We start from the raw sequence: 23949 nt of genomic DNA, 5'->3' as shown, positions 1-23949 counted from the left end.
TTTGAACCGAAAAGTCAAGGATTTTTTCCCGGACATTCCTCCCGCTTCCATGAAAGTCCGGCCGTTTCTGTGCGCACAGGTTTCTAAAATGTTCTGCCCCGAAACCCTTTCGTATACTCCACCACACACTCTTTCAGCTTCCGCACACTCTCCGACAGTTCCACGCCCTTCTCGGTTCCCATGCCAAGCTCTCTTATGCTTTTGGGCGTAACCGGGACGCAGCAGACATCATCGGTATTGCCGCGGATCATCAGCTCCGACATCATGGAAATGCCAAGTCCCTTTCCCACCATGCGGATGAGTGTTTCATCATCCACGTACACGGTCTGCTCTTTCGCTTTGACTCCTGCCTTTTCAAAAGCCGCATGCACATCAATGTCAAACCGCCCGTAGGGCATCAGAAAATCCTTTCCCTCGAACTCTTTTAATGGAAATTCCGCGCGTCCGTTTAACGGATAGGTTTTCGGCAGAATGGCGTACAGCAGTTCATGATAAAGCGGTGTCCACTCACAGGTCCCGTAATTCTGCTTACTCGCAAAGATCACATCCGTCTTCCCGTCCTGTAGGAGTTCGTACGGTTCCAGCGCATGATCCACCATGCGAAGGTCCACATCCACATTCGGGCAGATGCGCCGGAAGCGGTACAGAATCTCCGGCATCCAGAACATGGCAATACTGGCGTAGGCCGCAATGCGGATGGTCTCCATCTGTTTTTCCCGGATGCCCTGAATCCGGTTTTCCAGACTGGCATTGGCCTGTAGAAACTGACGGATATCCGGCATCAGTTCCCGCCCCTGCTCTGTCAGGGAAATTCCATTGTGGCTCCGGACAATGAGTGGAAACCCAATCTCCCGTTCCAGACTGTTCACCAGATGGGTCAGGCCGGACTGCGTGTAGCCGACCACCTCCGATGCCCGGGAAAAGCTTCCAAGATCCACTGCCGTCATTAAAATTTCCAGTTTTTTCGCGTCCATCTCATTCTCCTTTCCTTACTCCCATGCTGTTCTCGCGCATCCAGTCTTCCTATTAGCATTCTTTATAAACATGGTATTACATTTTGTCATACTTCTATTATAAACATGGATTTCCCAAATCACAAGATGGACATTACAATAAAAGCTACCAACCCTTACGAATGATTGCGAAATAATAATAGGATATGAGGTGATCAGGCATCATGAAACAAACACATCTTTCTTTGAAACAGCGTCTGCTGGTAGCTGCCACTTTATTCGGCATGTTTTTCGGTGCTGGAAACCTGATTTTTCCGGTCCACTTAGGCCAGCTGGCGGGACGGAATCTGATTCCAGCCACAATCGGCTTTATCCTGACTGCCGTTGGCATCCCGATCCTCGGCGTTGCCGCCATCGGAAACACCCACTCTGACGGCCTGCAGGCACTGGCTTCAAAGGTTGGCAGACGGTATGGCTGCTTTTTTACCTGCCTGCTTTACTTAACCATCGGTCCGTGCTTTGCCATTCCGCGATGCGCTACCACATCCTTTACCACCGGCATTGCTCCGATGCTCGGAGACGCTGTTAACGGACGCATGGCACTGTTTCTCTTTTCCGCAGTGTTCTTCGCTCTGGCACTGCTTTTCTCCCTGCGTCCGGGAAATATTACACTCTGGATTGGAAAAATCATTAATCCGCTGTTTTTATTTTTCCTGGGAATCCTGATCGTATCTGCCCTGCTGCGTCCGGGCGCACCGGCTTTTGCCACCATCCCGGATGCTTCCTATCAAAGTGGCGCCCTGTTTCAGGCGCTCTCCGAGGGCTACGGCACCATGGATGCCATTGCAGGCCTTGCCTTCGGTATTGTGGTCATAAATGTAATCCGCCAGATGGGTGTGCAGGATGATGAGAACATTGCCAGAGAGGTGTTGCATTCCGGTATCCTGGCCGGGCTCCTTATGGCATTCATCTATATACTGACCATCCTCATGGGAGCACAGTCCCTGGGCCTGTTTGCCGCATCCGAAAACGGCGGCATTGCCCTGGCCCAGATTTCCAGCCACTATCTGGGCCGCGCCGGAATCCTGATTCTGGCTGTCACCATCACCTTTGCCTGCTTAAAGACCTCCATCGGCCTGGTGACCAGCTGCGCGGAAACCTTTGAAAAAATGTTTCCGAACCGCCTCGCCTACACCACATGGGCTGTACTTTTTACTGCGTTTTCCTTCCTGATTTCAAACGCAGGACTTTCCACCATCATCCGGTACTCCGTGCCGGTGCTGATGCTGATTTACCCTCCGGCCATTGCCCTGATGCTGCTGGCGCTGTTCGGAAAGCACTTTAACCATGACCGCAAGGTTTATTTCTGGGTTACCGTGTGCACCTGGAGTGCCTCCCTGTTTGACTTTTTCAAGGCACTTCCGGAGGAATTACAGATACTGTTCCACCTGGACGCAGCCGTGGAACTGGCCGAAAAGTTCCTGCCATTTTTCAGCCTGAACCTTGGCTGGATCCTGCCCGCTGTCCTGGGGCTCATCATCGGACTTTTGTTCCAGAAACGTAAGAAAACCCTGCAGGCCTTCGCGTAAGGCCGCAGGGTTTTCTAATGTCATGCTCAGGAGCGGTTTCGTTTCCGCAGGATTTCCATTGCTCTTTCCAGCATTTCCGGTGTCACCTTGTAGGGATAATGCCGGATATCGGACATATCCGGAATCCGGGTCAGGCTTTCCTTCCACTGCTCTTCTGTAATCTCGATATCTTCCAGGGAAACCGGAAGCTTTAAGTCTTTGTTTAACTGATAAATCTTTTCGAATTCATCCATCTGGCCATCCACAAGCAGCAGCAAAAGCACGCCAAATCCGACCACTTCTCCATGTAAATGCTTCTCCTCAATGACCGGATAAGAAGTCAGCGCGTAGAACACCGCATGCGCAAGGCCACTGTTGTAATCCGGTGTGAAATCCTTGGTCAGGAAAATGGACGCGATTCCGGTGGTAACCACGATGGCAAGCACTACCTGCTCCACCTCGTAAGTGCAAAGTCCCTTTTTGTGATCCGCCAGTGCCTTTGCGCCATACATGAGCAGCGGATCGCGGCACATATGGCTGGTTGCCACGCCAAGGGATGTAAAATGCTCCAGCCGCTCATCCTGGGAAGAGATGGTTGCCTCATAGTATTTCGCATAGGTATCACCAATGCCCGCCCACATATACTGGCTCGGAGCCTTCGCGATGATCTCCGTATCGATGAAAGAATGCATCACCGGGCGCACAAAGAAATTCGGTTTTAAAAACGTGCCGTCCTCGTTGTACATGATGGACACCGACGTACATGCCGCGCAGTTGGACGCAATGGTCGGAAAAGCAAATACCGGCTTGTCATCCGTGATGCATAAGCATTTCACGGTATCCAGAGCCTTTCCGCCACCCACGCCAAAGACCATATCTGCTTCTTCGTATTCCGGCAGTTCGCGCAGCTTCTCTACCGCCGCGTAAGTACAGTCCGTTCCGTAAAGTTTTGTCCCGATGATCTCCAGGTTGGTTTTCGCGACATAGGCCCGGATTTTGTCTTCCGCCGCTTTCAGTGCCCGTCTGCCCCCAATGATCAGAACCTTTTTTCCGTAAGATTCGCAGACCGGACCGATCTTGTCATAAATCTTATCTCCGATCGAATAGTTTGGTAAATGAACCTCATAGTTTTCCAGCTTCACTCGTTTCACTCCTCCTGGTTATTCCACATGATTTCGATCTGTCAGAATAATTCCCTTATATCGTGGAGAGGTCCGCTCTAATTCATAGCACTCTCCCTCCGGCGTCGGATACTGGTTCACGAAATCGCGGATCTGCTTCATTTCGTCCTCTGTCAGATCAAAAGCCAGGGTCTGAAGATTGGATTTCACATGTTTGGAATTTCTCGTTCCAACCATAACCGCGCCCACACTCTTCTGATTTAAGATATACTGGGTTGCCACGTTAGCAATCGACACTCCGTGGTGATCTGCAATGGCCTTCAGTACCGGAAGCAGTTTCTGCATGCCATCCCAGCCTAATGAGTCCTCTATGATCTGCATATACTTAACCTGGGAACGGGTTTCCGGCGCCTCATACGCTTTCCCCATGTAACGCTCCGCCAGAAATCCGCCTGCCAGGGTACCATACGCAAACGTATAAATGCCATGCTCTGCGCTATAATCCAGAAGCGTGCGTTCCGGCCGGCGGTCAAATACAGAATACTGCGCCTGATTGGACACTACCGGAATTCCCGCATCCACCATCTGCTTCAACGCATTGGTGTCCATGTTGCACATGCCGATGTTGCGGATTTTTCCTTTTTCCTGCAGCTTTACCAGATCAAACGCGGTCTCCATCATACCCGGAACATTAAAATCCCACCAATGGAACTGAACCAGATCCAGAGCCTCCCGGTGCATTCTCTTCAAAGAACGGTCCACGATGCCTTCCGTGTACTTCATATTGATGACCGGAAGCACATCTTTATCCGGCACAAATTTGGTGTGAATCTGAATATCCTCCTCCTGATAATGTCCGCTGCCCTTTAAGTCCATAACAAACCGGCCCAGCACTTCCTCTGCCCCCGTATAAATATCCGCGCAGTCAAAGGTTGTAAAGCCCTGCTCCACCAGCTCATGGAACGCGCGAATGGCATCATCGTAGTCCAGATGTCCCTGCAGACAATGCTCCGCAGACAGCTGCCAGCACCCATTGATGACACGGTTAAAGGTATATCCATTTTTAAATTGACATTTTTTCCGCATGATAGATTTCCTCTTTTCTTAGACTTCGTTTTCTCTCTCCGGTTTCCGGATCGGCACCACGGTACACTGCCCATGACTCTGAATCCGTTTTCCCACTCTTGTAATTTTAAATCTGGCTCCACAGTTTGGATCCGGACAGGCAATCTCCGTATCCGAAAGCATCCAGTCATTGGGATCCAGTGGCCGCTGCTTTGCCGGAAGCACCGGAAGAAGGGCACTTAAGGAATACATGGAAAAGGATGTATCCTTCGGGAACACCAGATTTTCCCCCTGTACCAGAAAATAATCCCCGACCTTATGGCTGCACACCATCGGCCGGTCCGTGGCTACCACTTCCACTTTTAAATCATATAAAGTAAATGTATCGTCCATTCTGTCTGCTCCTTTTTATTCTTCCTTCTGACATCCCCAACCAGTCAGTACTGCCCCAAAAAATACAGCAAATAACACAAAGCCATAAATGGTTCCGCCTGCTACAACAACAGGAGAAAGTCCGTTCAGGGCAGATCCGATAAATACAAACACACTCATAAACGGAATGATGGCCGGGAGACTGTTGGCCGTACCATCTAACAGGTTTGCCCTGCGGTATGGATGAATATTTCTTGCCGCTCCAATCTTATTTAAAATAGGTCCAAACGTCAGAATGGAAGCACTGGTCACGCCGCCTAAGAGAATCGTCGTAAACGCGATGCCCATCATGCAGACCAGCTCTGCTCCCTGGGTGGTGCCAGCCATCCGGCTGTCCAGAATCTTCTCAGCGATCAGATTCAGCATACCTGCGTCACTCAGAACACCCATGATGCCAAACACGGAAATAACCAGCGCGCAGGTCGGTAAAATATTGTTGATGCCGTCAATCAAAAATCCTACTGCCGCATTGTTTGCCGCGTCATTAGAAAACACCTGTGCCGGAGTAAAAAGTCCTGCTGCCAGGCCAACCACGGTACCCGTTACCAGACCCACTAAAATACCTTCGTAAATATTTCTCGTTTTTGTTGAAACAGTTAACATCAGAACAACCGGGATCAGCATCACCAGAGAAACCGGATTGGCTGCCGCGTCAATGGAACCGCCCTCATATACACCGCCCATACCACCAAAGACCGCAAAGATCACAATCGTGATCAGGCCTGCTACTGCGGAATATTTAATACGGCTGGAAACAACACCACCGATATCTGCCGGCTTTCCATTTTTAAACTGCTGGGTCGATGCGGATGCAATGGTCGTATCTGAAATCGGAGCCAGATTGTCACCGAAAATTGCGCCAGACACAATACATCCCGCCATCATCATTTCATTCGCGCCCAGCATAATGCCAGCCGGATAAAAAATCGGAAACGCGATAAACATGGTTCCGATGGACGAACCGGTTGCCGTGGAAACGATGCAGGCAGCAATAAATGTAAATGCCACAAAGATGCCGCCCTTCATACCAACCGCATTCGCGATCCACACAAAACCGCCTGAAAGACCGCACAGTTTAATCAGAGCACTGAACATACCGACCAGCAATAAAATCACAACAACCGATACCGATGTGATTGAGGAAATGCCCTTGATGGCACTCTCCCAAAAATCACTGTAGCTGGTACAGAAGACGCCGCCGATCAGAAGCGCCAGAAAACCACCTGCCGCAAGTGCCTCCATATTGAAGGCCTTAAATCCAATGAAAAGCACCATGCAGAAGAACACATAAATTGCCACCGGGATCAGCGACATCCCGATCCCGCCCCGAAACTGAAGCTTTCTCTCTTCACTCATACTTTTTTCCTTCCTTTCTCTTGTTTCCTGTGCTGTAAAAAATCTTCGGGAGCTGTCGGGAAATTGTCCCTGACACCTCCGGCTGACATTCAAGAGTCCGGCGGGGCGTTTTTTGTATCATAGGGCGCAATTTCCTTTAATACAAAACAGCCCGCCCCTGAACTACGTTCAAGGACAGGCTGTTATATACCTGCGGTACCACCTTGTTTGGTGCCAAGCACCCACTCTTTACAGAATGCCATTACATTCCTGGTCCGTTAACGCTGACCGTTGCGTCGCAGCTACTAAAGACCGATCTGCTTTTCTAACCGTTCCTTTTCACCTTGCCCTCCGAGGCCCACTTACCATGACACTCTGTCCGGATTCCACCACCCCGAACTCTCTGTGAGACTGCTTATATGGTACAACTTCCTCTTCAATGGTTTAAAGCAATGATAGCAATGGAAATGAGAAATGTCAAGTATATAATTTTTAGAAAAGCGTAAGAATGCTGTAATTCAGACATTTTTCTCGACAGACGGCCATTCCATTATTATAATATAGGTACCGGGTCACTGCATTCTCTGCCCGGAATTTATATCTGCTTTTGGAGGAACTGCCTATGAATATCACGGTAATTTACGCTTCCGGCCGAAAAACCAGATCAAGTACTTACCAGATCGCGCAGATGCTCATCAAAGAACTTCTGGAAGATGGAACCTGTTTTTCCTTCTTTCTCCCGGATGACATGCCTCACATCTGTACCGGATGCCGCGCCTGCATCCTTGGAAAAGAGCAGGCCTGCAAGGGTGCTGCCGCCATGGCTCCCATCCTTGAGGCTATGGAGCAGTCCGGACTGGTTCTGTTCTGTGCGCCCACTTATGTATATCATGTTCCCGGACAGATGAAATCCCTGCTTGACCACATTGCATACCGTTGGATCGTTCACCGCCCTGATCTTTCTTTCATGAAAAAGCAGGCAGTCATCATTAACACAGCTGCCGGCGGCGGCATGCGTTCCACCGTCCGCGATATCAAAGACAGTACAGAAAACCTGGGGTTTGCGAGAACTCACTGCATTTCCCAAAGCGTATGGGATTACACCTGGAACAATCTTCCAGAATCCTTTCAAAAATCCATTCATCGCAAAGTAACGCGTACCGCCCGGAATGTCCGGCACTGCGCCAGACATCTGACTCCGTCGCTGAAAGTATGGTGCGTGTTCACCCTCTATCGTTTTCTGCATAAGCACCAGAAAATGAGCACAGTCGATGATGCTTACTGGCAGGAGCATGGCTACAACACAGGGTGGCCCTGGAAAAACAAAAAAGCACTATAATTATTGAAACCCTTTTCGTTTTCTTGCCGCTCCGATCAGCTCTTCCGCCTCATCAAACGCGCCGGGCAGATAGCTTTCCATCCACTCTTTTCCTTCTTTTTCCTGTTTCTTGATTTCAGCCCAGTTCACCAGAACTTCATCCGAGCCGGAAACCGCGGTGGTTCCAAACACATGCGGGTGCCGGCGAATCATTTTATCCGTGATTCCGCGCATGACATCCTCCAGCGTAAACAAGCCTTCTTCCTTTGCAATCTGCGCATGCATGACCACCTGCAAAAGCAGGTCGCCCAGCTCTTCTTTTAAGTTCTCCGCATTTCCCGTCTGCTCCAGAATGTTGATGCCGCCAACCACCTCCGCGGCCTCCTCCACACAGGCCGCTTTCAGGGAACCATGGGTCTGTTCCCGGTCCCAGGGGCATCCGTCCTCCGCGCGAAGACGGGCAATAACCTGTACCAGGCGGTTTAATTCTTTATCTAATGGATCGTAATTTTCGTTCATAACCAGTCTCCTTTATCTTATTGTTTCATTTCTTTTACATTATGCCATACCGTAAATCCGACACCCACCCAGATAAAACAAAACGCAATCAGTCGGTGAATCTCCAGCGGTTCATGGAAATAAAAGAGGCCCATAAGAAACTGGATTGTTGGGTTTACATACATCAGAATTCCCGTCAGATAATAGGGAATCATGCGGACTCCTCTGTTAAATAACAAAAGCGGTACAGAAGTGATCACCCCGGCCATTGGGAAAAGCAGAAACTGCATTCCATGAAGAATCCCCAGGCTTCCATGTCCATTCATTTCGCTGTAAATACAGAAAAGAAGCGCGATCGGTGTTACAAACAATGTTTCCGCAAACAGGGACAGTCCCGCATCCAGATGCACGCTCTTTTTTACTGCCCCGTAAAAGGCAAAGCTTAACCCAATGACCATGGCCATAACCGGCACCATCCGGTACACACCAATCAGATAGCCCACTCCGATCAGGGAAAACAAGGCCGTCATCTGCTCTAACCGACTCATCTTTTCATGAAAGAAAAACACGCCGATACCCGTGACAAAAATCGGTTCCAGAAAATATCCAAGGCTGGCATCCAGTACATGTCCCGAATTGATGGCGAAAATGTACACGCCCCAGTTGATGCACACCAGCACGCCACTGACCATGCAGCAGAACACGGTCTTTTTCTCTTCAAAGATCTTTCTGATATCTCCCATCCGCCCGGTCACTGCCAGATAGCCAAACATAAAAATCATGGACCAGACCACTCTCTGAGCCAGTACATAAGCAGAATTTACCTCTGCAAGAAGGTTCCAGAATACGGTGAGCAATCCCCAGCAAATGTATGTGATTGTAACGCTGATCGTTCCTTTTCTTTTTGTAGTATCCATAGATTAGTTCTCCTGTTGTCTGTCAATTTTCCCTATTCTTCCGGCCAGAATAAATCATCCAGTGTTTTATCCAATGCCTTACAGATTGCAATACACAAATAAATACTTGGGTTATAGTCTCCCTTTTCGATGGCGCTGATTGTCTGCCGGGACACACTGCAAAGTTTTGCAAGTTCTTCCTGCGACAGATCCTTTCCGGCTCTTGCAGCCTTCATTCTAAGATTCTTCATCTTCATCCTCATTTCTGCCGGCTTTTCGAATCACAATAGCTCCGGAAACCATCAGGAAGCAGATCAGACACAAAAGGTTAGACCCTCCCGCCCCAAAGTCCAGCACACCATGCTCCAAAAACCTGCCGCTGCGGATGCTCTGGAGTAAAGATGCGGCATTGCTCACAATAATAAACGCACATAACAGAAGATACCGGTTTCTATTTTCCAGCACCCGGAAAAATGCATCGTTTAAGATGGAATACACCGCAAACACGGTAACTCCTGCATATAAAATCAGAAACAGCAGCATATCGGTTGTCATATAGTTTGAAATATTCAAACCATCTGTGTCATACAAAAGTCCCGTCACAGCCAACAGCACTATGATTACGGAAAACCCAAGCTTATACGCATTTCCCCGGATCTGCAGCTGCATTTCATCATAATGCATTGTACCGGCTTTTTTCCTGCTGACAAGAAAAATGATACAAAAGACCAACGCAAAACTCAACAGTGCAGCAAAACTATGGTTCATCATAAAATTCCTCCTTTTTGTTTTTTATATTGCATGCTTCATCAGGTTAAGTTTATTGTAGTGTTTTGTGTGCATTATGTCAAGTTTATTTTACATTTTTCTTTTTATGTGTGAATACCAAAATGTTGCATGATAAATTCACTTGCATGTAAGTACGTAATATCATATGGGTTTTTAATTATGAAACCAACGAGAATGCTATTTTTTCTCTTTGGATGGCTATTTACATTTGCATTTTAAGTCTGCTGATACTTGTTGTCGTGGGTGTAATCCGCCTACCCGGCAGGACAAATTATCCTAAAAAAAAATGGAAAATAATGAAAATCTGAAATAAAGAGAAAATTAGAAATACCTCTAATACCTTTTTCAGTATTCCGAAATATCCCTGGTACTGTCCATACAAGTATCATATAGGTATCACAGAAAAGAAAAAAGCTCCAGAAACGGCTTGTTTACGCCATTTCTGAAGCTGTGAGTATTATTCAAACTCAATGATTGCATTTCGGTTTCTACAATATCTTGTGGTTTTGATTCTATAAAAAGTACCATATTTATACATATTATACAGGCTATTTTCTTTTACCAGAAATATTTGGGTCAAAAGTTGGTCACCCTTCTGTGCTGAAATCAAAAAGCTTTTCTATCTTCTGCAACTTTCATACGGTAGGACATATAATCATTCGGTGTCTTCATCGTTCTTTTCCGAACAATCTATAACTTCCCAGTATCCGTTTTTAGGCGAACCATGTCGGACAAGAATATCAAGTTCTTTTAATTTCTTAATATTGTTTTCTATATTTCGACTAGCAACGCCAATCTTTTCTGCTAATTTTACCGCTGATAACCGATTGTTCTCCATAAGCAATTTTAATATTTCCAGCTGCGTACTGTTAAAATCAACTGTCTCTTGTTTCTCCGATGCTTCTCCGATGTTTCTCCGATGCTTCTCCGATGTTTCTCCGATGTTTTTGTTTTCTAAGGTCATCGGTAAAGAATCACGGAACAATTCTACCCGAAACATGTTATCGAATTCTTGAAATTTTGGTTCTAAAAGTCCATATTCTTTCGCAGCATTTAAAATTCTTTTAATTCCACTGCCCCATGCTTCCACAAGTCCCATCTGACTAAAAATATTAGCAATTGCTTTATTTCGGATTTTAGAATGGCCATTCATGACTTCCTCATAAGTCAGTCCATTATACAAGCCACCAGGAGAAGTCACCTCTAGTCGATCATCATAAACCGCAACCTGAATACAGGATTCATCCAATAAATTTCGATGACAGTGTGCATTGATAATCATTTCCCTGATTGCCTCTAGTGGAAGCTCATACTTTTCTTTTCTCACCAAGCCATCAATCCTCGCTCCAAGTCTTATATTCCTCAATACAAAATCTACTGCTGATTCAATCTGTGCATAGATTGGTCCTGTAAATTCTCTTTTATCCAGAAATACTGCCCGGTCCGTTCCTTTAAAGACTGCACATTGGGTCTTAGAAAATGGAAAGTAATCAGAAGTTAACAATGCATAGGCATTTGTTGCCATTACCTGTCCTTCACTTTGTTTCAGAATTTTCCAGTTAATGAGTTGCTCTTTCTTTACTGAATGTTCTGTCATTCCAGCTTTTTTCCGAAAGTTTTCAATATCCTGGCAAAGTCTTTCGGTTGCTTCATCCGAAACAGAATAACCCACACAAGTAAGTTCATCCCATGAAATCCGGGCACCTTCCATTTCAAGTTCTCTTATTTTCTCTGGAAAAGCTTGTCTGGATGTACCTGCTACACGAATATAGGTGCCATTCTCTTTTCCCTTTGATTTCAGATAATATGGACGATTTTTTCCTGCTTCTACGGACACAACAATAACTGTTTTTCCATCTACTGTCTGTGGTTCAATATCAGGAATAATCTGCGGCATACAAGAATCTGAAACGGCATTGGCAATTCCATCCATTACCTGAAATAATATCTCATTTTCCACGCCAACAATCTCGTGTGTTTTATCATCTATACCTACAACCAGCTTTCCACCCTGAGTATTAGCAAAAGCTACAATAGTTTTCATGTACTTTTCGCTTTTATCTGGTAAAGTGACTTTGTATTCAACATTTTTTGATTCCCCAGAAAACAATGTATCTCTTGCCATTTTTTCATACCTCATTTTTTCATCATTTCTCGCATCATCAGTGCAGTATTTTATTTAGCTAATTGTATTGTACCCTATTATGAATGTTAATCAAACATTTTTACAACATTTACAATATAGAATTCGGCAAATGAAAATAATTAAAACAATAGCAGGCAATCTCATCACGGATCATTCTGATTTGTGATGTACTACATCCTAAAAAGTATTCTCATCGAATGTAATAATATCGTCTTCATCCATATCTACTAATTCATCTTCTCCTGATATAGTATACCTTTTAAGAATTGATTCCAAATTGAAATCCACATTAACGGTTTGATCATTTCTTTCCGGCTCTAATGGGAGAAGTTCTTTAAACCTGAACTGGCTCCCCTCCTGCCACACCATAAACGTCTTGTCTGAGCTATGCATCAAATTGTCAAATCTTTCTCTCGCTTTTGGTGATGGTTCCCTATACAAACGGAATAGCCAGACAGGCATTAACTCAGCTTCAGTTAATCCAGACATTAATCTATCATAATTAATCATTAACGTCTCTTGGAAAGTTCCCCACTTCTCGCCGCTATCACTATATCTAGCGATTACGTTTCCTCTTTTATCAGAGTATGAAAAACCGTCTCCATAAACAATGCCGGTAAGTCCTCTCGTTAATTTAGAAGGGAAAGTATAGTATCTCTCTGTTTCCATTTCGTCTGCACTGAGACATTCTTCTACTAATTTAAATATTTCAATTTTACTATTATCCTTTCCGATTGACAACACACTATTTATCTCACGCTCTGAATGCACTAAGCAAGCTTCTTGTGGGGTACAATAGCATCTGCAATCTTGATATGAATGAAAATCACATACATTCAGTAATTCATTTCTATCTTCGCAATAATTATCCAATAGTATTAGCAGTTGTTGAAAATCATTTTTCTTAACTGCACCTGCTGAAATCCATACAGTTTCTGTAATTCCGCTCAAATTGTTTTGTACATCAGTTGCTGTATAGAGAAGAACCTCTCCGTTAGTATTCGATATCCATTTATCGAACTGGGGAATATCCGTATTCTGCATCCACCTTTCAATCTTCTCTTTATCAATTGTCTCACAATCAAGACATGCTAACAAATCGGCATTGAACCAAGTATGCTTTTTCGCTCTATGCAATGTGTTAGCATAATCTTGATATGTATTAGTAAAATCCTCTAACTGAGAATAATCATCCACATATTGAAAAGTCTCATAATCTTTACTTAATGGAATTTCATTAGCAAATATCGCCTCTATTTTATGTTTAGCAAGCCAAACATTCTTCTCTGCAACAGTCATAACACGGCTCATTTCCCCATGAGTTGCTGGATAATATGTTCTTCGAATCACGATATCAATTCCAAGGTTATCTTTATCTTCATATCCCCAAAATCTTTCTTTATTCCATCCCTGATCCAGTATAAATTGATATGCTAAAGCGATAATAAACCCCTCAACTTTCAAATCAGAAAGGTTATATTTCGTCTCATATTTTGTAATAAACTCAGCTGCCTTATAATGGTATTCTTTTGTTATATAATCTGTTCTGAAATAATCATCTAATCTATCACAAAGAACATATCTAGCCAAATCATAATCTATCGCCTGATAACCTCCCATACGATTTGAATTTAATGCATCTCTGCATAACGGTAAATAATCTGGATCATAAGAATATGGAGGTGTAACCAATTGACGCAGTCCTGCATCCATCAGCCCATGGGAAATTGCAGTTTTAACAACACCTGCCCCATAATACCTTAAAGCAACATTTTCGTATTTCTTTAGTCCTTCGTTGCTAAATAAATTTTCTATGAACCATTTTGAAGCAATAAGTAAATATTCATCACAGATAAATTGATCTAAAGCTATTCCAAATGAAACCGCAAATATGTCTTCAAGTACTTGAACATCGTCTATTGATATACATTTTTCAAATAGTTTCCAGAATTCTAATGGATTAGATATTCCCCATGCTGTTAATTTGTATCTGCTACTTTGGCGAACAGAATTATTTACCGATGACAAACTCCAGACTAATGCCAATGGTGCAGCAGTATGTTTATCCGTATTATAGAGCTTAATGCTTTCGAAATCTAATTCCGTATATGCTCTCCAATCTGAATTATAGTTATCCTTTAAATAAGATGGAATTGACCACCAAATGTCTCTTTCTGTCGCATTGTCAAATTCTCTCAAAAATTCATCTAACAACATTGAACCTAATGGATGTTTATCTATTCTTAAAACAGGCTGAATAACCTTACTAAAAATCTCTCTAAATTCTGCAACTGAAAATTTCATTAATTTCTTAAGATACTCTCTATATTTCTCTGCAACATTTGTCGAACAATTAGCAAGTGCATAGCAAATCAATTCAAAGGCATCTTGATCGTCTATTGTGAGATTTTCAAACTCTGTTATAAGTTTTCCATTTTCAATTGCAATTAAAGACAACATTTGGTGAATACCATCGGTACATTTAATCTCTATTTTTTGGCCAGAAATCAATCCTGCATACATTTTTTGAGCAATAAGATAATCAAATGCCGGTTGCATCCCCCACGAATAGAAAGTAGTTGGCGCAGAAAAGTCATCCGCTTGCTTTATGTGTGAATAAATAAAGCCCTCATCCATAAGAAAATTAAGTATTTCGTCCAAGTAATTTTTTACCGGTATAGAGACCTTATCGAGTATCTCTTCGTATTGAATCGAACTATTTTTTGTAAATAATTGCGCCAATTCAATCAAAGCTGTTTGAATGACTTTCACGCCTCTCAAGCCCTGATGATCTGAAATATATGTATCTTCCATAGAAGAAATTTTTGCTTTATATAATTCTGTTAAGACAGTCGTGTTTTTGCTCAAATTAACAATTGGGGTATTACGATATATGTCCGAAAACAATTTAATCGATACTGGATTTTTTAAATTGGTCTTTATCCAATGGTTTTCACCGATATCAATTCGATACTTTGAAAAGTACTTATCACATATTTCATCAAGGTCTCCATCACCGGAAATAGGCAATGAATAAAAGCAATCCCGATATGATAGTTCAAAACGGTTCTCAAACACATATGGTCTAGACAAAAATACAAACTTAATCCTTGGAAACCTTTTTTTGAATGCAGTAGTTTCTTCGATTTTTCCTTTCCAATATTCCCATGAAGATGCTTCATCAATTCCATCAACAATAACCACACATTGAGGTTCTATAAAGAATTCACCATCTCTTGGTTTTCTGATAAATGCCGCATTTTGTAAGGCACCAAAAAGCTCGATCTCATTCCATTCCGCATTCAATCCCAGAGTTTTTATTATCATAGATGCCCAAGAATCACCCTCTTTGTACTCTTTAGCATGAACGATCACTGGCAAATGAACACCATTTTGTAAATAACTAGCAGACTCTGCAATAATCCCTGCGGTCTTACCAGTACCTTGCATTCCTAAAAAAATAATTTTATTATCATCACGATAGTCTATCAAACGTACTAAATTGAAGAAATCATCCTCGATATTTTCCAACAATTTTTCTGCTTCACTAAAATGAAAATACTTACCAAAGTGTAAAGAAGAATTTCTAATATCCGCTGAAGAACAATTTAAGCTAAATATTTCAGTAATTTTGCTCACTCTACTTCCTAATTTAATAGCTTGTCTAATAGAATCGAGAACGCTCAACCATTTACTAATAATAATCAAATCTTTTTCAATATTATCCTGTAATTCTTTTTCTGCTTTTGGAATTCCTAATTCCAATAAATCTTTATATGAACGCATTAGCGCTTCCATTCTAGCAATGAACTTACAGATTTCTTCGTATCGACGTAAAGACAATTCTATACTGCCTACAAAGTACTCTAACTGATTATGAATATACCCCGCTGTATGAATCTCTGGAATATATTTTGCTTTTGCCCATCCATTTACAGTCTTCTCAAATGAAAGCTTAAAAAGATCATCGAATACAATCGTATTCTCGAACCAATATTTGTAAATTCCTTGATTCTCCGGTCTAGTCAGACGTTCCTGAATAGAAGTTTCATCCCATAGAATAATATTAACATTCGGATTCGATTTTTTTAAATCGGAGCTCAATTTATCCCATCTATCTGACTCTGTATTATTTGCAACCTTTCTGTCTCTAACAATCCGCTTATTTCCTAAATCCCTAGGAACGCATACAACATATTCTTTAATATTTGGGCGTACTGCAACCGCAGTTTGGAAAGATTTTTCTATCTGTCTTATTTGTCCGTCTTCGATTTTCTCAGGAAACCACTTGGATTGTACAGCAATTATGTCGCCATTCGTCAAAGAAGCAAATGCTTCAACTCCTCCATCTCCTCCATCTCCATTCACAAACGAAAAATGAGTCAATTCTTCTCCATAAGTATCCTTACACCATGACTCAAAAAGCAAATTGCACATAACTTCAAATGCATGATTATTTGATTCGCCATGATTATCAAACCTCGTCCAGTCCATACATATTTCACCCTCTTTTAGTATCTAACACATCTATGTGTGATAGATTAGTTTTTTATTTTCTTTAACCGGTTTACTGTGACTTTGTCCACTTCGACTGCTGTCTGCCTTCCTGCTGATAGCTGTGCAGTTTTTTCAGCACACTTGCCTTTGTCGGCGGGTCTGATGTCTGTTTCTTCTGTGCTGTCTGATTCTTCCACTCTCGCAGATCCTTGTTATATTCCCGGATCAGCTCCTCTGATTTGTGATATGCCTTTGCAAAAGATTGAACATCTGGATAGTCTGCCTGTTTTACATTTTGCTCCATATCCGTGTGTATCCGCTTCTCCAGTTTCTCTGTCTGTTTGATTTTACTCTCTAAAGACTTCCGTTCTTTTCCTTTGAAAAATCCCTTTGTTTCGGAAAGCTGCTTCTTCATGGAAGAAATCTCCTGCTGTGCCTGTTTCATTTCCTGTGACTGCTTCTGGAGTTTATCCATCAATATCCACATATCGTTCCATTCCTGCAAGTCAATCTTCGGTACTGGCTTCGGCGGAAGCTTAAATTTGAAAATCATTTCCTGCAACAAGTCTTCCGCACCTCGAATAATCTGCCGGAGCATATCTGGCAGCCAACCATGTGCCCTTATAGATTGTACCGTTTTGTCTGTGATTTCTTCCTGCTTGACTTTCAAAATATCTGCCTCCGGGACACCTTCCACCAATGCCACATCCACTGTCCGATTCCATTCTTGCCTTGCTGCATTGTCGGCTCGTATCTCTGCTTCTTTCGGATTGTTCTTCCCGATTTTCTTCGTTGCCAGATACGCACCGCCCTGCTGAAAGACAGACAGTTTTTCCGATTCTTCTTTCACATGACAGTTGATGATCTCTGTGAACATTTCTTTGACTTCCCTGGTAAATGCCTTACTCTTAAACCATTCCTCTTTCTTCGTAAAGATATGGCTTTCGTAGGCTTCTCCCTTGGGGATAATGCTGCACCCTGCCCGGATATTTCCCTGCTCATCTAAAATCTCTTTTTTCGTCCGTCTGTGCTTGCCCTGTTCATCATAAAACATATTTCTGTTAGCAATTTTCACTTCTGGATGCTCCAGCATTTTCCGCTCACTGAATACCAGATGAATATGGTAATTGGTCATTTTCTTATTATGGTGAAGTGCCGCACTGCATTCCACGTCATATCTTTTATGAAAGCTATCTGTAAAAATTCTGACCACATCATCAGACTTGTACTCCACAAAGCTCTCCGGAAGTGCAATAATAAACTCTCGCCCTTCAATACATTTTCCAGTCGTTCCGCTTGTCTTAAAATCCAACTGATTCTCTCTGGCAAGATTCTTCCAGAACTCCGGTGTTGCTCCCTCTGTCTGGTAGGTCGCATATAAATGTTCCTGCCGCTTTGGATTAGAAATATAATCAATTCTCCCTGCCACATCGGACAGCTTGTTTTGTCTGATAAATGAATGTCTGCCTAGCACAATATGAAACTGGAACACGGAAACCCAAAGCAGAACTTACCGCAGCATTGGCACAGGCACTGGATGTTTCCCCTCATGCCCTCGATGTGCCTGATATTGACAGCTATGTTGGTCTGATGCACACTTTATTTACCCTTGAAGATCTGTACGATCTGACTGTCAGCAAAGCAGATGAGGAAATCTGTCTGAAAGTCGATACTTCCAAAGGAAAAGAAGCTCACGAACTGCTGAAACTGCTGTATACATGGAAAGAACAGGCAGACAAGCTATCTTCCGGTGAAATCAGCAAAGATGAATACGATACCTGGCGTTATCACTATCCAGAGTTCGATACCACACAGATCTGGGCGAAGGTTCCGTCTCAGGATCTCAGCGACGCACTGGTCAAAATGCTCAAATCCGATAAATAAAGACGACAAAAAGCCCTTAGCTATGAGTTATTACCCACAGCTAAGGGCTTCGTTTATAATGTGGATTCGTTCAGAGCTGACCGAGTATAGCTCTGAACGCCCGTTGCACAGCCACCACTCCATCATTCTCCAACTCTAAAACCACTGGATTACAAGAATAATGGCTTTCATGCAACTGTTATCAAATTGTTATCAAAAGACTTTTGAAAATGCCGGAAACCCCCATAAACGCCGGATTTCCTAAACATTTTTGTTTACTCAAACTCAATCGTTGCCGGCGCCCTACCATTCCCTTTCACCTTGCCCTCTGAGGCCCACTTACCATGACACTCTGTCCGAATTCCACCACCCCAAACTCTCTGTGAGACTGCTTATATGGTACAACTTCCTCTTCAATGGTTTAAAGCAATGATAGCAATCGAACTGAGAAATGTCAAGTATAAAATTTCTTCTTATCATCTTATCAATCAGCTGCAAAAAGGCTTTAGAAAAGTGTAAGAATGCCGTAATTCAGACATTTTTCTCGACAGACGGCCATTCGATTATTATAATACAGGTACCGGGGCACTGCATTCCCTGACCCGGAATCTATATCTGCTTTTAAAGGAGCTGCCTAGGAATATCACGGTAATTTACGCTTCCGGCCGAAAAACCAGATCAAGCACTTACCAGATCGCACAGATGCTCATCAAAGAACTCCTGGAAGATGGAACCTGTTTTTCCTTCTTTCTCCCGGATGACATGCCTCACATCTGTACCGGATGCCGCGCCTGCATCCTTGGAAAAGAGCATGCCTGCGGAGGTGCTGCCGCCATGGCGCCCATCCTTGAGGCTATGGAACAGTCTGAACTGATTCTGTTCTGTGCACCTACTTATGTATATCATGTCCCTGGACAGATGAAATCCCTGCTTGACCATCTTGCATACCGCTGGATGGTTCACCGCCCTGATCTTTCTTTCATGAAAAAGCAGGCAGTCATCATTAACACAGCTGCCGGCGGCGGCATGCGCTCCACCGTCCGCGATATCAAAGACAGTACAGAAAACCTGGGGTTTGCGAGAACCCACTGCATTTCCCAAAGCGTATGGGATTACGCCTGGAATGATCTGCCGGAATCTTTCCTGAAATCCATTCAGCATAAGGTAACACGTACCGCCCGGAATGTCCGGCACTGTGCCAGACATCTGACTCCGTCGCCGAAAGTATGGTGCGAGTTCACCCTCTATCGTTTTCTGCATAAGCACAAGAAAATGAGCACGGTCGATGATGCTTACTGGCAGGAGCATGGCTACAACACAGGGTGGCCCTGGAAAAACAAAAAAGCATTATAATTACCGAAACCCTTTTCGTTTTCTTGCCGCTCCGATCAGTTCTTCTGCCTCATCAAACGCGCCGGGCAGATAGCTTTCCATCCACTCTTTTCCCTCTTTTTCCTGTTTCTTGATTTCAGCCCAGTTCACCAGAACTTCATCCGAGCCGGAAACCGCTGTGGTTCCAAACACATGCGGGTGCCGGCGAATCATTTTATCCGTGATTCCACGCATGACATCCTCCAGCGTAAATAAGCCTTCTTCCTTTGCAATCTGCGCATGCATGACCACCTGCAAAAGCAGGTCGCCCAGCTCTTCTTTTAAGTTCTCTGCATTTCCCGTCTGCTCCAGAATGTTGATGCCTCCAACCACCTCCGCGGCCTCCTCCACACAGGCTGCTTTCAGGGAACCATGAGTCTGCTCCCGGTCCCAGGGGCATCCGTCCTCCGCGCGAAGACGGGCAATAACCTGTACCAGCCGGTTTAATTCTTTGTCTAATGGATTGTAATTTTCGTTCATAACTGGTCTCCTTCTAGTCAAGGTTTACAATTCCTTTTGAACCAAATTTCGTAATAAATCTGAAATCAACCTTCTGCTTAATCTTCGTAAGACCTTTCCCGGTATCTTTTTTATAACACCATTTGCAAATTTTACACCAAATTTGATTCCTGTCTGTTTTAACAAACTATTCACTGCCACTCCTGCAAGACAAGCATATACATAGGTTTGTGTTTGATCACTATTCAGATCATAATCTGCCATGTATGCTGTACAAAGCTCATGAGTTATATCTAACGCAGAGATAGTTCTATTCAAATTTTATCACAATTGTGAGAATTGCTCCATCCTATTTTCACAAATATGCTCCACCTGAAAATTTCAAAAGTAAATTCCACCGTCCGCATGCCCCTTTTTTGATGGAATTTTTTCTCTATAATGCACAAACACTACATCAGTCTCTTGGGATTGTCGTTTGGCCGGATTGGATGCCTCGGTATGATTTCCAGACCTTGCATTAACATCGCGTACTGCTCTGATGAAATTTTCAGGGCTGCTTCTGGAGAACGCGGCCAGCTGAATGCACCATTATCTAATCTTTTGTAGAGAAGCAGAAAACCATCACCTTCCCAGAAGTGTTATCCGGCATTTTATCTGGTCCTAAACCATACCACTTTCAGTCAAATTAAAAAGGGGCACAGCATAAATTATTCTGATGGATTTTACATCGGATTGCTTTATGCTGTGCCTCTTGTGATATCATAGTGATCGTCACATAAAAAAATAGCAGGACTGCACCCTGGAAAAGTCTGGCCTGCTACTGCTCACATCCACAGGAAAACCTGTGTACATTCACAACACTATGATAACCATTTTTGTTCCAGATTGCAATCAGATTTCTCAATCTTTTTATGATTCTGTTATTTTTGACCTTCAGCTTCACCAGCTGACCTGTTCCTGTTCCCATTCGGCCTGTTTGTCCGTTCATGGATACTACTGGAGGTCTGTTAAGCTACCCTCCGGAACCCTCCGACTCCGCGTCTGCCGGGTGAAATGCTCCGAATGCGGTACTACCCATGCACTTCTTTTGTCCTCCATCGTTCCCTTCTCCCAGATACCTCTTTCCGACCAGCAACGGATCTGCAATGACTACGAAGAAGGACGCAGCGTCAGCATGGTCTGTGAGACCAATCCATCTATTGACGAAAACAACGTCAAATCCATACTCCGAAACTACAGGCTCTGCTGGAGAGAAAAACTGCGTTCTCTCAGGATTGGCCTCGCTCCACTGGCTACTCTGATCCTTTCCTGTTTTCGGATTATTCATCGCAGTTCATGCAGATACACCGGCGGGTCAACAGGCTTTTTTCCTATACCACATAGCCTTACCTGACAGTGCCTCTATTGTTTCTTACAATAAAGAAAAACTCTAAGGAGGCCTGACTTATGGAACAGGAAAAGAAACAGGCCGTCGCTCTGATGCGTTATTCAGCGATTGCGCCACTCATTACTGGCACCCAAGAGGACTATGAATCCCTGAGTGCTTACTTTCGTACTGCTTCAGCGAAAGGAATCAAGGCACCGGACGGTTCCATCCGGCACTATTCTCCGGGGACTCTGGAAAATGGTACCTTTCTTACAGAAAATCCGGTTTTGATGCTTTGGTTCCCACCGGACGGTCTGACTGCGGTGTAAGCCGGAAGATTGATGAAGACCTGAAAGAGCAGATCATTTATCTGAAGCATCATTATCCCCGGATGTCCGCGGCTGCGATCTATAAACAGCTCCAGGATAACGGCAGCATCCGCTCCGGCCAGCTTTCAGAATCTACGGTATGCCGTTTTATCAACCAGCTCGTCCTGCAGGAACGTCTGACGAACAATCAGGATATGCGCCGTTATGAACGCCCACATATCAACGAGGTATGGTGCGGGGATTCCAGTGCCGGGCCCTATCTGAAAACCGGAGACGGGAAGAAGCATCGTGTTTATGTGATCGCGCTGATTGATGATGCCAGCCGATTTATCCTTGCTGCGGATGTTTTCTTTAACGACACCTTCGTAAATCTTATGTCCGTTATGAAATCTGCTGTTTCCAAGTATGGCAAACCAAAGGTTTTCAACTTTGATAACGGTGCTGCCTATAAGAACAGACAGATGGAACTTCTGGCTGCCCGGATTGGATCTGTGATCAGCTATTGCAGGCCTTATACCCTTACACAGAAAGCCAAGATTGAGAGATGGTTCCGCACCCTAAAGAATCAATGGATGGCATCCCTTGATATGAGGGATTTTCATACACTGGAAGAACTCAGAGGGAGCCTCATGACCTTTGTCAGAAGCTATAACCAGCGCCCACATTCCTCATTGAAGGGAATGTCCCCACAGGAACGTTTCTTTCAAGAGCCGGAACTGATCAGCCGCATCCCAGATGAACAAATCGATTCCTCGTTTCTTCTCGAAATCGAGCGCCGGGTATCTGCTGACTCTGTCATTGTGATCGATCAGGTGGAGTATGAAGTCGATTACCGCTTTGCAAAGCAGCGCATCACCCTCCGTTATACACCGGATATGAAGGACATCTTTATTGCAGAAGCTGATGGTTCCCTTACTCCGATCCACCTTCTCAACAAGCACGACAATGCCTCGGTCAAACGGGACAAAGTGCGTCTGGCAGGAGGTGAAGACTAATGGAACTCACTGCTCGTTATGGTCTGGAATTCAATCCTTTTTTAAAGAACTCCAAAGAGATTCTTTTTGAAGGTTCCGAGTATAAGGAGGCGAAATTTCGTCTGGATTACCTTGCCAAGACCAAAGGTTTCGGTCTTCTTACTGGTGCTCCGGGTCGTGGAAAAACAACCCTGGTCCGTTCCTGGTACACCGGACTAAACCCATCCCTGTATAAGGTGATCTACACCAGCCTTTCCACCGTTACGGTGAATGATTTTTACCGAAATCTCGCCGCATCCCTGGGCGCGCAGTCATCCTACCGAAAGACCGAAAACTTTCACATCATTCAGGAGGAAATCAACCGCCTTGCCTTGGATAAAAAGAAGACTCCGGTCATCATCATTGATGAAGCGAACTATATCAAAAATGCTGTTCTTAACGACCTGAAGATCCTGTTCAACTTTGAGATGGACTCCCGTGACCGGGCTGTGATTCTTCTGGTCGGTCTGCCACAGCTGAATAATACGCTACAGCTTTCCATCCATGAACCGCTCCGTCAGCGTATCATCATGAACTACAACGTTGATGGCTACTCAAAAGAAGAAGGCCGTGCTTACATGGAATGGAAACTGAAAAAGGCAGGCTGTACAGCACCTGTTTTTGATGATGCAGCCATTGAAGCAATCTTGAATGCTTCTGATGGAACAGCCCGTGTGATCAGCAAGCTCTGCAACGCTTCGCTTGTAATCGGACATAGTCAGTCAGCCAACCGGATCACAGCTGACATCGTGATGCAGGCAATCAATGACAGCACCCTTGGTTGAGAAGGCTCCCGCAATTAATTTGCGGGAGTTTTTCTGTCAGGAAAACAATTCGATGAAACAGTTGCTTTTAAAGTGACGGGCATCTCTGTAGGAACTCCAAATCAGCTCGAAATAATCTGCCGGATGGAGCATCGTTTAATTTGCC

The 23949-nt window shown here is 44.1% G+C and carries 19 protein-coding genes and 3 pseudogenes; 6 read left to right on the top strand and 16 right to left on the bottom strand.

Translation table 11 applies throughout. The annotated features are described in order from the left end of the window. Positions 1-83: 83 nt before the first annotated feature. Entirely contained in the window at positions 84-974 is an 891-nt protein-coding gene (locus WMO41_RS02830) for a LysR family transcriptional regulator (protein WP_349228478.1), read from the bottom strand. 203 nt (positions 975-1177) lie between these two features. On the opposite strand from WMO41_RS02830, the gene brnQ reads away from it, so the two are divergent. After that, the gene (gene brnQ, locus WMO41_RS02825) at positions 1178-2542 is read left to right on the top strand and encodes a branched-chain amino acid transport system II carrier protein (RefSeq protein WP_349228477.1); all 1365 of its coding nucleotides are present in this window, start codon (positions 1178-1180) and stop codon (positions 2540-2542) included. A 26-nt stretch (positions 2543-2568) separates the two neighbouring features. On the opposite strand, the gene WMO41_RS02820 is transcribed toward brnQ, so the two are convergent. Genes WMO41_RS02820 through WMO41_RS02805 form a run of 4 tightly spaced genes read right to left on the bottom strand, consistent with a single transcriptional unit; the run spans position 2569 to position 6495 of the window. Continuing rightward, a complete protein-coding gene (locus tag WMO41_RS02820; protein ID WP_349228476.1) occupies positions 2569-3672 on the bottom strand; it encodes an iron-containing alcohol dehydrogenase family protein in 1104 nt (367 codons plus the stop codon). A 9-nt stretch (positions 3673-3681) separates the two neighbouring features. Next, complete coding sequence (locus tag WMO41_RS02815; RefSeq protein ID WP_349228475.1) at positions 3682-4728, bottom strand: aldo/keto reductase; 1047 nt, start codon at positions 4726-4728, stop codon at positions 3682-3684. Positions 4729-4746: 18 nt separating this feature from the next. Continuing rightward, a complete protein-coding gene (locus WMO41_RS02810) occupies positions 4747-5100 on the bottom strand; it encodes a TIGR04076 family protein (RefSeq protein ID WP_349228474.1) in 354 nt (117 codons plus the stop codon). Between the two features lie 15 nt (positions 5101-5115). Further along, positions 5116-6495 (bottom strand): Na+/H+ antiporter NhaC family protein, encoded by a 1380-nt coding sequence (locus WMO41_RS02805; RefSeq protein WP_349228473.1) that lies wholly within the window; start codon positions 6493-6495, stop codon positions 5116-5118. A 601-nt stretch (positions 6496-7096) separates the two neighbouring features. On the opposite strand from WMO41_RS02805, the gene WMO41_RS02800 reads away from it, so the two are divergent. Then, complete coding sequence (locus WMO41_RS02800) at positions 7097-7813, top strand: flavodoxin family protein (protein ID WP_349228472.1); 717 nt, start codon at positions 7097-7099, stop codon at positions 7811-7813. On the opposite strand, the gene WMO41_RS02795 is transcribed toward WMO41_RS02800, so the two are convergent. From WMO41_RS02795 to WMO41_RS02765, 7 genes are all read right to left on the bottom strand, one after another. Further along, positions 7814-8311 (bottom strand): MazG family protein, encoded by a 498-nt coding sequence (locus WMO41_RS02795; protein ID WP_349228471.1) that lies wholly within the window; start codon positions 8309-8311, stop codon positions 7814-7816. It abuts the gene before it with no gap. Positions 8312-8328: 17 nt separating this feature from the next. Then, on the bottom strand, positions 8329-9207 hold the full coding sequence (gene rarD, locus WMO41_RS02790) for an EamA family transporter RarD (RefSeq protein WP_349228470.1): 879 nt from the start codon (positions 9205-9207) through the stop codon (positions 8329-8331). Between the two features lie 32 nt (positions 9208-9239). Further along, positions 9240-9437, bottom strand: a complete 198-nt coding sequence (locus tag WMO41_RS02785) for a helix-turn-helix transcriptional regulator (protein WP_118543684.1) — start codon at positions 9435-9437, stop codon at positions 9240-9242. Then, complete coding sequence (locus tag WMO41_RS02780; RefSeq protein ID WP_349228469.1) at positions 9424-9870, bottom strand: hypothetical protein; 447 nt, start codon at positions 9868-9870, stop codon at positions 9424-9426. The genes WMO41_RS02785 and WMO41_RS02780 overlap by 14 nt, the downstream gene beginning before the upstream one ends. Before the next feature lie 760 nt (positions 9871-10630). Beyond that, a complete protein-coding gene (locus tag WMO41_RS02775; protein WP_349228468.1) occupies positions 10631-12100 on the bottom strand; it encodes an ATP-binding protein in 1470 nt (489 codons plus the stop codon). Between the two features lie 198 nt (positions 12101-12298). Further along, positions 12299-16615: an NACHT domain-containing protein gene (locus WMO41_RS02770; protein WP_349228467.1), complete on the bottom strand. Its 4317-nt coding sequence runs from the start codon at positions 16613-16615 to the stop codon at positions 12299-12301. 73 nt (positions 16616-16688) lie between these two features. After that, positions 16689-18095, bottom strand: coding sequence for a MobA/MobL family protein (locus tag WMO41_RS02765; RefSeq protein WP_494338419.1), 1407 nt, complete (start codon positions 18093-18095; stop codon positions 16689-16691). Here WMO41_RS02765 and WMO41_RS02760 point away from each other — a divergent pair. Next, positions 18077-18502 (top strand): annotated as a pseudogene (locus WMO41_RS02760) (helix-turn-helix domain-containing protein); the annotation flags it as partial. The gene WMO41_RS02765 and the pseudogene WMO41_RS02760 overlap by 19 nt on opposite strands. Positions 18503-19018: 516 nt before the next feature. Then, positions 19019-19834 (top strand): flavodoxin family protein, encoded by an 816-nt coding sequence (locus tag WMO41_RS02755; protein WP_349228507.1) that lies wholly within the window; start codon positions 19019-19021, stop codon positions 19832-19834. Here WMO41_RS02755 and WMO41_RS02750 read toward each other — a convergent pair whose 3' ends face one another. The 4 genes and pseudogenes from WMO41_RS02750 to WMO41_RS02740 form a co-directional block, all read right to left on the bottom strand. Beyond that, a complete protein-coding gene (locus WMO41_RS02750) occupies positions 19835-20332 on the bottom strand; it encodes a MazG family protein (protein ID WP_349228465.1) in 498 nt (165 codons plus the stop codon). It lies immediately after the preceding gene. Positions 20333-20356: 24 nt separating this feature from the next. Then, entirely contained in the window at positions 20357-20575 is a 219-nt protein-coding gene (locus WMO41_RS02745) for a hypothetical protein (RefSeq protein ID WP_349228464.1), read from the bottom strand. A 185-nt stretch (positions 20576-20760) separates the two neighbouring features. Next, positions 20761-20934: pseudogene (gene tnpB, locus WMO41_RS15895) on the bottom strand (IS66 family insertion sequence element accessory protein TnpB); the annotation flags it as partial. A gap of 389 nt (positions 20935-21323) precedes the next feature. Then, positions 21324-21638, bottom strand: coding sequence for a hypothetical protein (locus WMO41_RS02740; protein ID WP_349228463.1), 315 nt, complete (start codon positions 21636-21638; stop codon positions 21324-21326). A gap of 119 nt (positions 21639-21757) precedes the next feature. Between WMO41_RS02740 and WMO41_RS02730 the strand changes: the two are divergent. Both WMO41_RS02730 and WMO41_RS02725 read left to right on the top strand, forming a co-directional pair. After that, positions 21758-23001: pseudogene (locus WMO41_RS02730) on the top strand (DDE-type integrase/transposase/recombinase). Further along, positions 23001-23804, top strand: a complete 804-nt coding sequence (locus WMO41_RS02725; protein WP_349228460.1) for an ExeA family protein — start codon at positions 23001-23003, stop codon at positions 23802-23804. The pseudogene WMO41_RS02730 and the gene WMO41_RS02725 overlap by 1 nt, the downstream one beginning before the upstream one ends. The last annotated feature ends 145 nt before the right edge of the window (positions 23805-23949 follow it).

The organism is Ventrimonas faecis, from assembly GCF_040096075.1.
GTDB lineage: Bacteria > Bacillota > Clostridia > Lachnospirales > Lachnospiraceae > Brotaphodocola > Brotaphodocola faecis.
The sequence above is the reverse complement of the archived record's forward strand: the minus strand, read 5'-3'. Positions and strand labels throughout refer to the sequence as shown.